This window comes from Mycolicibacter icosiumassiliensis, assembly GCF_900078685.2.
Lineage (GTDB): Bacteria > Actinomycetota > Actinomycetes > Mycobacteriales > Mycobacteriaceae > Mycobacterium > Mycobacterium icosiumassiliensis.
The window spans coordinates 695,039-709,105 of record NZ_LT546166.1 but is presented as its reverse complement, the minus strand read 5'-3'; the positions used below and the strand labels follow the sequence as shown (position 1 = coordinate 709,105).

Genomic DNA, 14,067 nt, shown 5'->3' with positions numbered 1-14,067 from the left:
CTGTGAGCTCGCTACGAACCACCATTCCCCGGCCCGGACCGGCCCGGATCGCCTTGGTGTTGTTGGCCGCCACGCCCGCGCTGATGGCGAACCCCTGGGAGACCAGCGCGCAGCGCTGGGCGCTCGCCGTGGGCGTCATCGCGACGATTCTGCTGCTCGGCTGGTGGCGTGGCCTGCACTTCACCACGATCGCTCGCCGCCGGTTGGCGATGTTGCGCTCGCGCGGCGGCGCGCACACCGACCGTCGGGACGCCGTCGACGCACGGGCGACGGCGGCGCTGCGGATCACGGCCTCGGCGGCCGGGAACGCTGTACCGCTGGAGCTGATCGCGAGCTACCTGAACCGGTACGGCCTGCGGGCCGACGCGGTGCGCGTCACCAGTCGCGCCGGTGCGACAAGCGCCGACACCTGGATCGGCCTGACGTACGCGGCCGCACCGAATCTGGCCGCGTTGCAGGCCCGCTCGGAGTCCATCCCACTGCAGCGGACCGTCGACGTCGCCGTTCGACGCCTCGCCGACCATCTGCGCGAAATCGGCTGGGACACCGCGGTAGTCGCCGACGACGAGATCCCCTCGCTGATCGACGCGAATGCTCGGGAGGCATGGCGGTCGGTGGTCGACGGCTCGGGTGACCACGTCGCCGCCTACCAGGTGGTCATCGACGCGGCGCTGGCCGACACGATCAGCCGAATCCAGGCGGTCAACGCCAATGAGACCTGGACGGTGCTGGAAGTCGCCGAGCAGGACGGCCAGCAGACTATCGCCGCGGCCTGTGCGTTGCGTACCGGCTCGGCACCCGACGGTAGTGCCCCGCTGGCCGGGCTGCTGCCGCAGCAGGGCAACCACCGCAATGCGCTGCTGGGCTTGCACCCGCTGTCCGGCGTCCGCTTGGACGGCCACACCACGGTGTCTGGTGACGATCTCGCCGGGCTGCGGTGGCCTGTCACGGCGGCAACTGCGGTCGCGCGCTAGCGGCCTTATCGGGCTAGAACATGTAGGGACGCAGGAAGGCGGTCATCCTGCGCAGGTAGGTCGGTTGGCTGACGTGCAGCACGTGGTTTCCCGGAAACCAGTGCAGTGCGCACTGATCCCAGTGGTGCCAGAGCATTTCGGACTGCTCCGGCGGTGCCAACCGATCGCCTAGGCCGGTGATGATCAGTCGCCGCTCCTTGGCCACCAGCGGGGAATAGTTCAGCGGCGAGTGGTAGGCCGTCGCAGCGGCGAAATCGTCGCCGGCGACCTGCCCCAGCCGTTGCCCGCCCTGGAGCACCAGGTTGGCCGGAAACCAGTCGCGGATCTCCGACTCGACGGAAACCACCGGGACATTCGGGATCACCGCCTGTAGTCGGGGTTCGACGGCGGCCAACAGGGCGCTGGTGTAACCGCCGAGCGACAGACCGGTCAACGCGAAGCGGTCGACACCGGTGGACTCCAGATAGTCGATCATCGATCGGAAGTCGTGGACCGCCTGGGCCATCGCCTCGGCGAACCCCGACATGCCGTGCGAGAAGTAACCGTATCCGCTGAAGGGGGAGTACTTTTCAGCCCGGCGCCCGTGGAAGGGCAAGGTGAACAAGGCTACGTCGTACCCGGTTCGGTAGAACCACGGCAGCGAGAAGAAGACCCCGTTGAACAGGTACGGAGACCCCATGAATCCGTGGATGACGCACAGCGTCGGCCGCGGCCCGTCGTCATGACGCCAATGCTGAAACCGCGCGGTGTTGTTGTTCCCCAGGGCGCGCCACGAGTCGCGCATCGACGGATTGACCGCTTCGAAACCGCTGCGAAACGAGACGTTTTCGACCGCGCCGCGTGCGATGCGTTCTGCGATCGGATTTGCCCGTCGCGCCGAAATGCGGGGCAGTTCCGCGGGAGCGGGAAAGGATCGGATCGGGTCTTGGTGGGACGCCAGCTCGGCATAGAACGCCAGCCGCTCGCGCTCCTGCCGTGACTGCTTGCGGCCCAACGCGGTGGTGAGCACCGACGGGATCATCGCCGCGGCAACCATGGAAGCCACCGCGGTGCGCAAGCCGATATCAGCGAAGGCGGACGCATCCACGATCGCCTTCTCCCGCAACGACAACTCGCTTCGGTGTGGCAGGCCATGCTCGCCGGCATCGGCACCCGGAACGTCGGGAACCGGGATGGGCGGGTTGAGCGGGGTGACGTCAGTGGTCACGGTCGCTGACCTTTCTCGGTGCAGGTCGCCCTGGCCCTGCGGACCCCGGTGCGACGTCAACCGGATGGTAACTCGATTGCGAACAGCCGCGCGGCATTGTCATGCAGAACCCCTCGTAGCCAGGCGTCGTCGATGCCGGGAAGCGCGGTGATCGCGTCCAGCGCCTCGCGGTAGCCGTACGGGATATTCGGAAAGTCGCTACCGAACAGGATTCGCTCACCCGCGGTGCGCAACCGCGGATCATCACCGGTGGGGAACGGCATCAGCTCGTCGACGAACGCGGTGAACGCCATGGTGGTATCGAGGTGCACGCTCGGCGAATTCAGGCAGATGTCCAGGAATTCGTCGTACTCGGGCATGCCCATGTGCGCGATGATCAACGCCAGCCGTGGGTAGCGGCGCAGCAGCCGCCGAACGGGTTCGGGTCCAGTGAAGCGGCCGGGCTGTGGGCCGGAGCCGCAGTGGATGACGACCGGGATGCCGCAGTCCTCGAGAACTCCCCAGACCTCGTCGAGCAGCGGGTCGGTCGGATCGTAGTCGCCGACTTGGATGTGTGCCTTGAAGATTCGGGCTCCGGCATGGATCGCGGCTTTGACGTAGTCGGCCGCGCCGGGTTCCGGGTAGAACGTTGCCGTCGGCAGGCAATCCGTTGTGTCGTGGGCGAATTGGGCTGCCCACTGATTCAGCCACGCCGCCATGTCTGGCTTGTGCGGATACACCAGCGAGGTGAACCGGCGCACCCCGAATGCGCGCAGCGTATCGACCCGCTTGGCCTCGTCCATCCGGTAGTTGATCGGCCAGGGGCGGCCGACCAGCGGGCCGGCCGAATCGAAGTAGTTCCATACCTTGTCCATCACCGACTTGGGCATGAAATGGGTATGGATGTCGATGATTCCCGGCAGGCCGAGCCCCAACCAGACCTCGCGGACGGCGGCGGCTTCTTCGTCGGGTGTCACGGGTTCTCCCAGGCATTCTCGGAGACGAACTCGCCCAACGGCTGTCGATAGGCCCACTCGTCGATCTCTAATGCCGGCCGGTCCGGAAACTCCGGGACGGGGCCCAGACACAAGATCGCCACGGGCTCGGCATCCGAGGGCATGCCCAGCAGCTGCGACAGCGCCGCTGGTTCGAACAGCGACACCCAGCCCATGCCCAGCCCCTCGGCACGCGCGGCCAGCCATAGGTTCTGAATCGCGCACGACACCGATGCCAGATCCATCTGCGGCAAGGTGCGGCGACCGAAGATATGCGCCTGCCGGCCGTCCCGCAACGCCACCACCAACAGTTCGGCGCACTCGCGGATGCCCTCCACCTTCAAGGCCAGGAACTCCCGCTCGCGACGGCCCAGTGCCTCGGCGGTGCGATGGCGTTCCTCGTCGACCAGGGCATGGATCTGCTGCCGAAGGGCGTCGTCGGTGATTCGGACGAACCGCCATGGTTGCATGAGGCCCACACTCGGTGCGGCGTGCGCCGCCGCCAACAGACGCGCCAGAACGTCCGGGTCGACTGTGCTGCCGGGTACAAATCGGCGCATGTCGCGCCGCTCGGCGATCACCCGGTACACGGCTTGGCGCTCCTGCACGGTGAACGATGGATCAGCCACGGGATCATGGTAGGAGCCACACGAAGGGACGCTTGTCATGAACCGTGCACAACCGCTCGACCACTTTTCCGCCGATGCTGCCGTAGACCTCGTCTACGGCGAACCCCACCAGACCCCAGACGGCGCGACGGTGATCACCGCCGCACGGGTGACCGCGTCGGGGCCAGACGGTTCGAAGGTGAGCGCGACACCCCTCGGGGTGGTGGTGATCCACGGTGGGCAGGCCAACTGGGTGGCCGCGGTCGACGCGAACCGGATCGCCTTGGTCGGGGTGCTGACCGGGTTGCTGTCCGCCGTCATCGCTTCCCTGGCGGTGCTGCGCCGCCCGCCCTGGCCGGACCTGCGGGGCGTCGGGACTTCCCGCGGCGGGAACTAAATGGTGCCGCCTTCGGGCGCGCGTGCGGCGGCGCTGATCTCGGTGGCGGCCGCGGTGGCGGTCTACATACTGATGCTGGTCGGCTATCGGCAGGGCTGGACCTGGCTGGCCGACGTCGACTCCGCTGCCCTGGACGCGAGCTACGACGTCGCGGTCAAGCACCCGATCTGGGTCCGGTTCTGGGATGGCATCTCCACCATTTTCGAACCGGCGATCTTCCGGGCGGTGGGCATGGCGGCGGCCCTGGTTGCGGTGCTGCGCCACCGGTTGCGCGCTGCACTGTTCCTTCTGGTGACGGTGGAGGCGAGCGGGCTGCTGACCGTGCTGGCCAAGGGCTCGGTCGGGCGACCGCGGCCGGTAACGGCCCTGGTCTGGGCGACCTCGACCTCGTTTCCTTCCGGGCATGCGCTGGGAGTGATGATCGGTGTCGGCGCGCTGTTGCTGCTGGCGATGCCCGCACTGCGGCGCAACGCCAGGGTGGTGGCCGTCGGCGTCGGTGTGCTGGTGGTGGGCGCGGTCGGTGTTGCTCGGGTAGCGCTGAACGTGCACCATCCCTCCGACGTACTGGCCGGCTGGGCGCTGGGCTGGGCTTACCTGACGGTGTGGGCTCTGATCCTGCAACCGTGGCGGCGACCGGGGTTGACCGGATCCGCGCCGCAGGATGGCCACAAATGACCAGCAGTAACGCCGACCCGGTCGATGCCCTCATCTGCTCCCGCAAGGGCTGCAGCGCCGACGCGGTGTACGGCATGTTGTGGAACAACCCAAAGCTGCACACCCCGGACCGTCGCAAGGTCTGGCTCACGTGCCCGGAACACCGGGAGTACTTCCGCGACTATCTGTCGTCCCGCGGCCTGCTCAAGGGTGAGGCGCCGGTCGCAGACCTGCCGCGACGCGCGGACAGCTGAACCCCGGCGCGCCGTGAGCGGTGTTTGACCCGCTCCTGACATGCACAGATGATGAGTGAATGCGCCGACTTGTGAGTTTGTTCAGCGCTGCCCTGTGCACGATTGCTGCGGCGCTGACCGCGGCCCCGGGAGCCCAAGGCGACGTCAATCCGTGGTTTGCCCGTTCGGTAGGCAACGCCAATCAGGTGATTTCGGTTGTCGGGGTGGGCGGTTCGGACGCCAAGATGGACGTCTACCAGCGCAGCGCGGCGGGCTGGCAACCGGTAGCCGCCGGGATCCCGACCCACGTCGGTTCGGCCGGCATGGCAGCCAAGGCAAAGAGCGGATATCCGGCCACCCCGATGGGCGTCTTCACCCTGCCTTATGCGTTCGGCACCGCGCCGAACCCCGGCGGGGGACTGCAATATGTACAGGTCGGACCCGATCACTGGTGGAACGGCGACGACCGCAGCCCGACGTTCAACACCATGCAGGTCTGCAAGAAGGCGCAATGCGCGTTCGACACCAGTGAGAGCGAGAACCTCGAGATCCCGCAGTACAAGCACGCCGTGGTGATGGGAGTCAATACCGCCCGCACCCCCGGTGACGGCGCCGCTTTCTTCTTTCACACGACCGACGGCGGCCCGACCGCGGGCTGCGTGGCGATCGACGACGCCAAGCTGGTGCAGATCATTCAGTGGCTGCGACCCGGCGCGGTCATCGCGATCGCAAAGTAGTTGCCTCAGGCCTCTTCGCAGTAGGACGCCCGGGCGATGCTGACGAACTGCGACGCCCTGGTCAGAGTGAGGCTGGGATTGGCGTTCTTCACGGCCTTGGCCGCCTGATTCGGGGAGTGCCCCGTGGTCAGGTAGTCGCATACCGAATGCCCGCCGGCGACCGCGTCGGCGGCATCGGGGTAGGAGATACCCATCTTGTCGAGGGCACCGAGGAAGTTGCCATCACCGGGATCGGCAGCAGCCGGTGCCGCCAGGCCCAGCAGACCGGCCACCGCGAAGGCAGCCACAACCGGTTTGCGCATCGTCATTGTTTTTCCTCCGTCACTCGGTGATCGAGTCGGGACAGAACGCCACTTGGGAGAACGCCACGAACCGGGCGGCGTTCTTCACCGACATGCCGCGGTTTGAGATCCGCACGGCGCGAGCGGCGGAATCTGAGTGATGTCCCGCGCCCAGGAAGTCGCAGACTTCGCGACCCACGGCGACCGCGTCGGCCGGATTGGTGTACTCGATACCCGCCTGCTCAATCGCGCTGATGAACAGGGCGTCGGGATCGGTGTCGGCGTGTGCCGGAGCGGCCGCACTGACCAGCGCCGTAGCGCCGATCGCGATCAAGGCCCATCGTGGATGTATCACAGTGCCAACAGCTTTACTGACCTGAATTAACCAATAGCGGAATCAAAATGAATCATCGGTGAACACCTTCGGTACGGTGTGCGCCGGATCTGTCATGGCAGTAGACGGTCGCCTAACCTCGATTTTGCATGGAAAATGGGTTCGGGCTCGGTCTGATGGCGAATTGGCTGATTGGTAATGATTTTCGGGTGGTGGCGTGGCGGAGCTGTCCCGTGTCGCCGGGTGGGGCGGGCTTTCCCAGGGCCGGTGGGCCTTTCAACGTTGGTCGGTCGGATGGGCCGCGGTGTTATCGGAAGGCGCTGCGGATGGTCTGCCAGGCGGCGGCTATCGCCGATGCCCACCGCCAGGTGACATCCAGGCGTAGCCGCAGTTGACGGGCACTGCGGGTGACGCGGGCCGCGACGTGCAGGACCCGGTAGCGGAAGGTGGCGATCTCAGCGCGGGCCAGTGCCGGGTGGCTACCGAATCCGATGAGTCGGGTCCAGGTGACCAGGTCGGCGCCGGCCAGAATGACTTCGAGCGAGGCATCGTTGGAGCAGAAGGAATGACACGGCAGGTTACGCAGACCGGTGGCCTTCAGTTCGCGGATACGGTCCTCGACGCGGGCGGTCTGACTGTGCCGGAACTCCAGGCCCGCTACCTGCCCGGCGATGATTCCGGGTGGTGTGTCGGTGATGAACGCGGTGATCCGCATCCCGTCGGCGTCGGTGAACCGCAACTGCGCGCCGGGGTGGGGGCGTTCTCTGCGCAGGATCAACCGGGTCCCGGCCGGCCAGGAGGCCAGGTTGACCAGGGTGGTGGCCTCGGCGACCCAGGCGCCGTCGCGGATACCGCCGTCGGTGTCGATCGCCGGGTACCAGGCATCAGCGAGGGTGAGACTGTCCACGGCGTCCTGCACGCGGGCGTCGACAGGGTAGCCGAAGGAGAACCCGACCCCGGCGATGCGGCAGGCATCGGCGAATCGGTGGGTGGCCCCGGCGGTGTCGCAGCGCACCACCACCCGGGGCTTATCGGGATCATCGGGGTGGTCTGGGTCGGGCCGCCACGCCGGGGGCAGGGCGGCCAGTGCCTGTCCCAGAACGATGACGTGGTCACTGGCAGTGTTGGAGCCGGCGTTACCGTTGCGCAGCAACCCGGCCAGAGCCTCGCCACCGGCGATCTCGGGGCGGTCCAGGAACGCTAGCAGCGGATGAAGACCGAACGTCTTCTTCCAGGTCGGGGCGGCGCCGGTCTTGTTGTCGGAGTGATCGATGACCAGGGTGGCGTCGATGTCGATGTGCAGCCAGCCCTCACCAGCGGGGGACGCTCCGGCTTCCCAGGCCGCGGCCCGCGCGGCGGCCCGCGCGGCCCGTACCCCGGGTAGGTGTGCGGCGTCGATGCGCTCATCGACCAGCCGCCACATCGTGGTCGTCGAGGCCTTCGCACCCAGGACGTGCTCGCGATCCCCGCACAGTTGCGCGACCCCGTCGATGCAGTCGGCCCCGTCGGCGACCGCGGCGGCCAGATCAGCGAACACCTCCCCGGGCGCGTACACCCACGGGCCCCGGTAGGTATCCGCCAGCGCGGCCGTGACCTGCGTCGATAACCCGGTCCGGTCGGCCAGTTCGCGCAGCATGCCCATCCCGGCATGCGACACCACACCTTGGCCGTCAGCAGACACTTTCACCCGCCCTGCCACCGCGATATTCTTCACCTGCGAGGTGCCTTCCACTTGGAACGATTGAACCGTCGACAAGTCCAATTATTCCTTGCAGGACAGGCACTTTCGCTCATCTACACACCTTCACAAGGCGCATTTCGCGAAAAATCTGGGCTAACCGTTCATCGACCCGCCACCCTGTTGACCACTTCTACGTAACCTATGGTTCACCTGAGTGCCGTTTCGTGAGATTCGGAATAGCCGTTCGCAACCGCTGAAGGCTACTGGAGTACCTCCAAGTGCCGTGAGCGAGGAGACATCGTGTACCTGGACTACGGGGCGCTGCCCCCGGAGATCAATTCGGGACGTATTTTCGCCGGCCCCGGATCCGGTTCCATGCTGTCCGCCGCTGCTGCGTGGCAGAACCTGGCCGCCGAGCTGAATACCGCTGCGGCGTCGTACGGCTCGGTCACCTCAGGCCTGGCTGCCGGACCGTGGACCGGTCCGGCAGCGACGGCGATGGCAGCCTCCGCTGCGCCGTATGTGACCTGGCTTCGTGGCGTCGGCACCCAGGCCGAAACCACGGCTCGCCAGGCCACCGCCGCGGCGGAGGCCTACTCGACGGCGGTGGCGGCAGTGGTGCCCCCGCCGGTGATTGCCGCGAACCGAGTCCTGCTGAAGCAGCTGGTTGCCACGAACTTCTTCGGGCAGAACTCCCCGGCGATCGGCGAAGCCGAACGTCAATACGCCGAGATGTGGGCCCAGGACGCGGCCGCGATGTACCGCTACGCCAGTTCTTCGGCGGTCGCGTCGGCGTTGACCGCGTTCAGCCAGCCGCCGCAGACCACCAACGCGGCCGGGCAATCCGCTCAGTCCGCCGCGGTCGCTCAGGCTGGGTCCGCGGCGGCCGGCAACGGTGCGGCCACCGATATCTTCACTTCATTGCTCTCGATCATCGGTCAGATATCACCGTTCACGGGGTTGGCCACCCAGGGCATGAGTGCCACGATGACCGGCTGGTCGGGCACGGCGAACATGCTGAGCAACGTCAACAACGGAATCGGCCTGGCCGCGTTTCAGGCCGAAAACCCCGGCGGCCTGGACGAAATCCTCCATCCGCCCAAGCTTGGGCCGGCCGGCCTGGGCTTGGGCGGGCTAGGGCTGGGCAAGTTGGGGCTCGGCAGCGGCGGATTGGGCGCCGGATTGGGCGCCGGGTTGAGCGGTGCGGGGGCGTCAGTGAGCGCCGGCAACGCACTTAAGATCGGGGCGTTGTCGGTTCCCCGCGGTTGGGCGATGCCGGTCACCCTGACCTCCGCGAGCGTGCCGCTACCGGCCTCCGCTGCGCCGGCGGTGCCGGCCCTGGCCGGCGGTGTGCCGGGCGGGGCGTTCGGCGAGACCATGCTCGGCACCTTGGCCGGTCGCGGTCTGGGTGCGGCGACATCGCGCGTCGCCGCTCAACGCCGGACCGTGGTGCCCCGTCCGCCGGCGGCGGGTTAATCCCCAACGACATGGACTTCGCATTCCTCCCCCCGGAGGTCAACTCCGGCCGGATGTACACCGGTCCGGGGGCAGCACCCCTGCTCGCCGCGGCGGCCGCCTGGGATGCCCTGGCCGCTGAGCTGGAGACGGCGGCGGTCGGCTATTCCGGGGTGATCTCGAGTCTGATCGGGCACGCGTGGTCTGGTTCGACCTCGGTGGCGATGGCCAATGCAGCGGCTCCGTACGTGGCGTGGCTGCAGGCCGCCGCGGCCAACGCCGAGCAGACCGCGATACAGGCCAAGGCGGTTGCCGCCGCCTATGAGGCTGCCTTCGCAGCCACGGTCCCGCCGACCGTGGTGGCCGCCAACCGGACCCTGCTCGCCACCCTGGTCGCCACCAACTTCTTCGGCCAGAACACTCCGGCGATCGCCGCGGCAGAGGCTGCCTATGCCGAGATGTGGGCCCAAGACGCCGTCGCAATGTACGGCTACGCGGCGACGGCCATGCCGGCGAGCGCACTGCCGGAACTCGAGCAGCCGCCGCAGACCACCAACCGGGCCGGGCCCGGCGCCCAGTCCGCGGCGGTATCGCACGCGGTAGCCGGCAATGGCCAGGCATTGACCCAGACGGCACTGCAGCAGTTGGCGAATCCGGCGGCCACAGCGGACCCGCCGACGTGGTGGGAAACCTTTACCTCCGAAGTGGGCAAGCTGACGCCGTTCAGCAGCATCGCCACCAGCGGGATCAGCTTCGACTCCAGCCTGTACACCGTGCTGACTAACGGCGCCGGTTGGGGACGGCTGGTCTACGTCCGCGGTGGCCCCGAGGGTGCGTTGACCTTCGAGGGGATCGGGCCGCGCGGAGTGCTGTCGGCATCCACCACGCCGGTGATGAGTCCGGGAGTCGGCCGGGCGATCCCGATCGGTGGGCTGTCGGTGCCGCCGAGCTGGGCGACCGCGGCTCCAGAGCTGAAGCCAATCGCCTTCACACTGGCCGCCGCCGAAACCCCCTTGCCCGTTGCCGCCGGGATGCCGCCGGGAATGGCGTGCCAGGAGGCGATGATGGGAACGACTGCGGGCCAAGGCGCAACGCCCAACGCCACCGGTAGCCGCAACCAGAAGACCAACGGCAAGAAAGACGATCAGGACGGTAAGCCGATCGCGACGTTGACCAATGGCAGTGGCTGGCTGGCGTCGTCCTGGGCGTATCACACCCGGCAGCGTGAGGGGCAGCCGCTTCCGACGCACTGGCGCACCGGCTAACCGTTCTCGCGCTGCAGGTAGTGGGCGACCATGTCGACCAACACCCGCCGCTCGGTCTGCCAGTCGATGGGCCCGCCCATGATCATCTGCGCCAACACAATTCCCCGCAGGGCTGCCCAGATCACTTCGGCGACACCGGAATCCGCAGGGTCGGCGGAGACTAGCCGGCCCAATCTGTTGATCACGGAGTTCATCTGCAACAGGTGCTGGTGGGACTGCTCACCCAAGCTGCCGCGAGTGGCCCGCAGGATCTCAAACGCGGCCAGCGAGGTGGGACTGGCGTAGCAGCGCCACGCGGTGTCGACGACGGCTTCGATGCGCTCATGCAGGTCCAGCTCATGGACGTCGACGGCGGACAGGCTCGTCAGCAGTTCAGCCACCCCGTCGTCGACCACGGCCATCAACAGGCCGTTGCGGTCCCCGAAGTGGTACTGGATGACCCCCCAGGTCACCCCGGCCCGCTCGGCGACGTGCTTGGCGGTCGCTGCGCCGAAACCCTTTTCGGTGATGCAGCGCACCGTCTCATCGATGATCCGGGCCCGGGTGTCGTCGCCGCGTTTACGGGGCGCGCTGGTTCGCCGGGTCGGCCCGGAGGGCCCCGAAGCCCGAGTGGAACCAGCGGGAATAGTCATTGTTGACTTTATAACATAGACACAACTATTTTTTAGCGGGTGACCGAATCCAGGTATGCGTCGCTGTCCCGTGACGAGTTGGCTGTGCTCGTGCCCGAACTGCTGCTGATCGGGCACATGATCGACCGTTCCGGAATGGCCTGGTGCATCTCGGAGTTCGGCCGCGAGGAAATGGTGCAGATCGCCATTGAGGAGTGGGCGGGTTCCAGCCCCATCTACACCCAGCGCATGCAGCGCGCGCTGGGCTACACCGGCAATGACGTGTTCACCATCTTCAAAGGCCTGCAGTTCGACATCGGTTCACCACCGCAGTTCATGGACTTTCGCTTCACCGTCCATGACCGCTGGAACGGCGAGTTCGAGTTGGCCAGCTGTGGCGCGTTGCTCGACGTCGAGCCGATGGGCGACGACTACGTCTTCGGCATGTGCCACACCATCGAGGACCCGACCTTCGATGCCACCGCGGTAGCGACCAATGTCCACGCGCAATGCCGGCCCGTGCACCGACCGCCCCGCACGCCGTCGGACCGGCAACCGCACTGCCACTGGACCGTCATCATCGACGAGTCTTACCCGCCGGCGCAGCCGATTCCCGCGTTAGCCGTGATCGGCAAAAGCAAAGCCGCCACTTGGCAACTCGACGACATCGACGCCGCCGACGAAGGCCTCGCGGACTACACCGGGCCGCTGCTGACCGACGTCGATTTCACCGCGTTCTCGCATTCGGCGCTGGTCCGCATCGCCGACGAGGTGTGTTTGCAGATGCACCTGCTCTACTTGTCCTTCGCGCTCGCGGTGCGCGCCCGGGCGGACTCCGATGAGCTGGCCGCATCGGTGGGAAGGCGCCAGCTCACCGGCCTGGCCGGGCTGGGTGCCCAGCGAATCAAGAACGCGCTCAAGCTTCCCGGGGACATCGACGGCGCGCTGCGCACCTTCGAACTACACCCGCTGCTCAATCCGATCGGCTACGTGCGCTCCGACATCGGCGAGAACACCATCGCGGTGCACCCCTCGCCCGCGCACGACGACGGCGCCTGGATCACGCTGTGCTCTCCGCAGGACGTCAATCCGCTGCAGGCCATCGCGACCGCCGTGAACCCGCTGCTGCGGGTGGAGGTCGAGGGGTCTGACAGCGAGTGGACGGCTCGGCTAATCGAGGCCGACACCGACGCAAAAGAAATGCCCGAGGTGATGGTGACCAAGGTCAGTAGCGGCGCGGATTTTGTGTTCCGCACCCGCAAATCGTTGCCGCTGACCGTGGTGTGAATCGGCTGATAGCCCGCCGAACCCCGGTGTGTCGGCGATCCTGAACGGTTCGGCCCCGCCTATCGTGAGGCCATTCCAGCCGTTGTCGATCCAAGGTAGTCAGCCATGTACGACCCGCAGGACGACGAGGCCACCAGGGAAGCAGAAGCGGTCGACGCGACCAACATGGCGCCGACCGTAATGTCTGCCCCCGGTTCCGGTGCTGTTGTGGATGCGTTCGCCTGGTCGCAGGAGGACGGCAGTGCTGGTGCCGAACCGGTGCCCTACGTCGAGAACCCCTATTTCGATCAGGATCTGAGTACCGGACGCCGTCCGACGGTTTCGGTGCCTGCTGCGCCGATCCCGGGCCGTCGAGCACCTTCGCGGCTGCCGCGGTTGGCGCTGGTCATCGGCGTCGTGGTGGCGCTGATCGCCGTTGCCGGGGCGATCTACAGCTTGACCCGCAGCCAGGACGACGAGACGCCGGTCGCGCCGGAGACCAGCGCCGTGGTGCCGACTCCGACGCCCAGTGTGGCGCCGCAGCCCAGCTCGCCTGCGCCGCCGCCGGTCGCCACCACGCCGGTCCCGCCGCCGGTGACCACCACGGAGCCGCCGCCGACTACGACGACGGCGCCGCCCACCACGACTACCACCGTGCCGCCGACCACCACGACGACGACGGCTCCACCCACGACGACGACCACTACGCCGCCGACCACGACGGTTCCGCCGACGACCACCGAACCACCCAGCACCACGGTGCCGCCGACCACCACCGTGCCGATGACCACCGAATATCTGCGCATTCCGTTGGTGCCGATTCCGATCCCGATCACGGTTCCGGAGAATTAGCCGCGCCGGCCGGCCTGGCCTGAGACCGTGGCCGGATCGGCCTCGCGCAGGCACACTGGGGTGTGGCGACCGGGTGGAAGGGGCTCGCAATGGGCGACAACGGCGCGTTCGGATTCGATTCCGAGGATTTGGACCGAATGATGCGTGAGGCCGGCGAGGGGCTGCGTGCGGCATTCGACCGCTTCTCCGGCACGTTCAGCTCCGCCGGGGACCGGGCGGGCTGGGGTGCGATCTTCGCCGATCTGGCCCGGGCTTCGCGCGCCGAGCCGGCGACCACCGGCGAGACCGGTGCCGGAGTCTGGGCTATCTATACCGCCGGCGACGACGGGGCGGCGCGGGTCGAGCAGGTCTACGCCACCGAGATCGACGCGCTGCGCGCCAGCCAGCGCAATCCCGACCCGAAACGCCGAGTGCGGTTCCTGCCGTACGGGATCGCCGTCGGTGTGCTCGACGACAGCACCGACAGCGACGAGGTGACATAGGCCACGCGGGCGGGCTTGTCTTGTTTGACACCCGTGCCGTGTGGGTTAGATTGCCA

At 67.4% G+C, this 14,067-nt stretch carries 17 protein-coding genes; 10 read left to right on the top strand and 7 right to left on the bottom strand.

Going from position 1 to position 14,067, the window contains the following annotated elements; translation table 11 throughout:
- Positions 1-2: 2 nt before the first annotated feature.
- The gene (eccE, locus tag BN4346_RS27120) at positions 3-974 is read left to right on the top strand and encodes a type VII secretion protein EccE (RefSeq protein WP_067968436.1); all 972 of its coding nucleotides are present in this window, start codon (positions 3-5) and stop codon (positions 972-974) included.
- Positions 975-987: 13 nt separating this feature from the next.
- On the opposite strand, the gene BN4346_RS27115 is transcribed toward eccE, so the two are convergent.
- The 3 genes from BN4346_RS27115 to bluB are packed head-to-tail and all read right to left on the bottom strand — an operon-like array spanning position 988 to position 3,823.
- Positions 988-2,181, bottom strand: coding sequence for an alpha/beta hydrolase family protein (locus BN4346_RS27115; protein ID WP_067968433.1), 1,194 nt, complete (start codon positions 2,179-2,181; stop codon positions 988-990).
- Between the two features lie 56 nt (positions 2,182-2,237).
- Positions 2,238-3,137, bottom strand: a complete 900-nt coding sequence (locus BN4346_RS27110; protein ID WP_067968431.1) for an amidohydrolase family protein — start codon at positions 3,135-3,137, stop codon at positions 2,238-2,240.
- On the bottom strand, positions 3,134-3,823 hold the full coding sequence (bluB, locus tag BN4346_RS27105) for a 5,6-dimethylbenzimidazole synthase (protein WP_067968428.1): 690 nt from the start codon (positions 3,821-3,823) through the stop codon (positions 3,134-3,136). Before bluB ends, BN4346_RS27110 begins: the two co-directional genes overlap by 4 nt.
- Here bluB and BN4346_RS27100 point away from each other — a divergent pair.
- Genes BN4346_RS27100 through BN4346_RS27085 form a run of 4 tightly spaced genes read left to right on the top strand, consistent with a single transcriptional unit; the run spans position 3,822 to position 5,784 of the window.
- Positions 3,822-4,160: a hypothetical protein gene (locus BN4346_RS27100; RefSeq protein ID WP_067968424.1), complete on the top strand. Its 339-nt coding sequence runs from the start codon at positions 3,822-3,824 to the stop codon at positions 4,158-4,160. The two genes, bluB and BN4346_RS27100, sit on opposite strands and share 2 nt — an antisense overlap.
- Entirely contained in the window at positions 4,161-4,835 is a 675-nt protein-coding gene (locus BN4346_RS27095) for a phosphatase PAP2 family protein (protein WP_067968422.1), read from the top strand.
- A complete protein-coding gene (locus tag BN4346_RS27090; RefSeq protein WP_067968419.1) occupies positions 4,832-5,068 on the top strand; it encodes a hypothetical protein in 237 nt (78 codons plus the stop codon). The genes BN4346_RS27095 and BN4346_RS27090 overlap by 4 nt, the downstream gene beginning before the upstream one ends.
- Positions 5,069-5,127: 59 nt before the next feature.
- Positions 5,128-5,784, top strand: a complete 657-nt coding sequence (locus BN4346_RS27085; RefSeq protein WP_067968415.1) for a L,D-transpeptidase family protein — start codon at positions 5,128-5,130, stop codon at positions 5,782-5,784.
- 5 nt (positions 5,785-5,789) lie between these two features.
- On the opposite strand, the gene BN4346_RS27080 is transcribed toward BN4346_RS27085, so the two are convergent.
- The 3 genes from BN4346_RS27080 to BN4346_RS27070 form a co-directional block, all read right to left on the bottom strand.
- A complete protein-coding gene (locus BN4346_RS27080; RefSeq protein ID WP_067968413.1) occupies positions 5,790-6,092 on the bottom strand; it encodes a DUF732 domain-containing protein in 303 nt (100 codons plus the stop codon).
- A gap of 13 nt (positions 6,093-6,105) precedes the next feature.
- Positions 6,106-6,420 carry a DUF732 domain-containing protein gene (locus tag BN4346_RS27075; RefSeq protein ID WP_067968410.1) on the bottom strand — a complete coding sequence of 105 codons (315 nt, stop codon included), beginning with the start codon at positions 6,418-6,420 and terminating at the stop codon, positions 6,106-6,108.
- 286 nt (positions 6,421-6,706) lie between these two features.
- Entirely contained in the window at positions 6,707-8,113 is a 1,407-nt protein-coding gene (locus BN4346_RS27070; protein WP_067968488.1) for an IS1380 family transposase, read from the bottom strand.
- A gap of 267 nt (positions 8,114-8,380) precedes the next feature.
- Between BN4346_RS27070 and BN4346_RS49665 the strand changes: the two genes are divergently transcribed.
- Entirely contained in the window at positions 8,381-9,556 is a 1,176-nt protein-coding gene (locus BN4346_RS49665; protein ID WP_067968407.1) for a PPE family protein, read from the top strand.
- Between the two features lie 11 nt (positions 9,557-9,567).
- Positions 9,568-10,800, top strand: a complete 1,233-nt coding sequence (locus BN4346_RS27060; RefSeq protein WP_067968404.1) for a PPE family protein — start codon at positions 9,568-9,570, stop codon at positions 10,798-10,800.
- On the opposite strand, the gene BN4346_RS27055 is transcribed toward BN4346_RS27060, so the two are convergent.
- Positions 10,797-11,432: a TetR/AcrR family transcriptional regulator gene (locus tag BN4346_RS27055; RefSeq protein WP_067968400.1), complete on the bottom strand. Its 636-nt coding sequence runs from the start codon at positions 11,430-11,432 to the stop codon at positions 10,797-10,799. The genes BN4346_RS27060 and BN4346_RS27055 overlap by 4 nt on opposite strands.
- Positions 11,433-11,471: 39 nt before the next feature.
- Between BN4346_RS27055 and BN4346_RS27050 the strand changes: the two genes are divergently transcribed.
- From BN4346_RS27050 to BN4346_RS27040, 3 genes are all read left to right on the top strand, one after another.
- On the top strand, positions 11,472-12,698 hold the full coding sequence (locus BN4346_RS27050; RefSeq protein ID WP_067968397.1) for a hypothetical protein: 1,227 nt from the start codon (positions 11,472-11,474) through the stop codon (positions 12,696-12,698).
- A gap of 105 nt (positions 12,699-12,803) precedes the next feature.
- Complete coding sequence (locus BN4346_RS47540) at positions 12,804-13,529, top strand: hypothetical protein (protein ID WP_154677545.1); 726 nt, start codon at positions 12,804-12,806, stop codon at positions 13,527-13,529.
- Between the two features lie 89 nt (positions 13,530-13,618).
- On the top strand, positions 13,619-14,011 hold the full coding sequence (locus BN4346_RS27040) for a hypothetical protein (protein ID WP_067968390.1): 393 nt from the start codon (positions 13,619-13,621) through the stop codon (positions 14,009-14,011).
- Positions 14,012-14,067 lie beyond the last annotated feature (56 nt).

What these genes read in the sequence shown, in the direction of transcription:
- BN4346_RS27090 (WP_067968419.1), top strand. Translation starts at nt 4,832, where the DNA reads ATGACCAGCAGTAACGCCGACCCGGTCGATGCCCTCATCTGCTCCCGC.
- BN4346_RS27080 (WP_067968413.1), bottom strand. Translation starts at nt 6,092, where the DNA reads ATGACGATGCGCAAACCGGTTGTGGCTGCCTTCGCGGTGGCCGGTCTG.
- BN4346_RS27100 (WP_067968424.1), top strand. Translation starts at nt 3,822, where the DNA reads ATGAACCGTGCACAACCGCTCGACCACTTTTCCGCCGATGCTGCCGTA.
- bluB (WP_067968428.1), bottom strand. Translation starts at nt 3,823, where the DNA reads ATGACAAGCGTCCCTTCGTGTGGCTCCTACCATGATCCCGTGGCTGAT.
- BN4346_RS27055 (WP_067968400.1), bottom strand. Translation starts at nt 11,432, where the DNA reads ATGACTATTCCCGCTGGTTCCACTCGGGCTTCGGGGCCCTCCGGGCCG.
- BN4346_RS27040 (WP_067968390.1), top strand. Translation starts at nt 13,619, where the DNA reads ATGGGCGACAACGGCGCGTTCGGATTCGATTCCGAGGATTTGGACCGA.
- BN4346_RS27095 (WP_067968422.1), top strand. Translation starts at nt 4,161, where the DNA reads ATGGTGCCGCCTTCGGGCGCGCGTGCGGCGGCGCTGATCTCGGTGGCG.
- BN4346_RS27060 (WP_067968404.1), top strand. Translation starts at nt 9,568, where the DNA reads ATGGACTTCGCATTCCTCCCCCCGGAGGTCAACTCCGGCCGGATGTAC.
- BN4346_RS27085 (WP_067968415.1), top strand. Translation starts at nt 5,128, where the DNA reads ATGCGCCGACTTGTGAGTTTGTTCAGCGCTGCCCTGTGCACGATTGCT.
- BN4346_RS47540 (WP_154677545.1), top strand. Translation starts at nt 12,804, where the DNA reads ATGTACGACCCGCAGGACGACGAGGCCACCAGGGAAGCAGAAGCGGTC.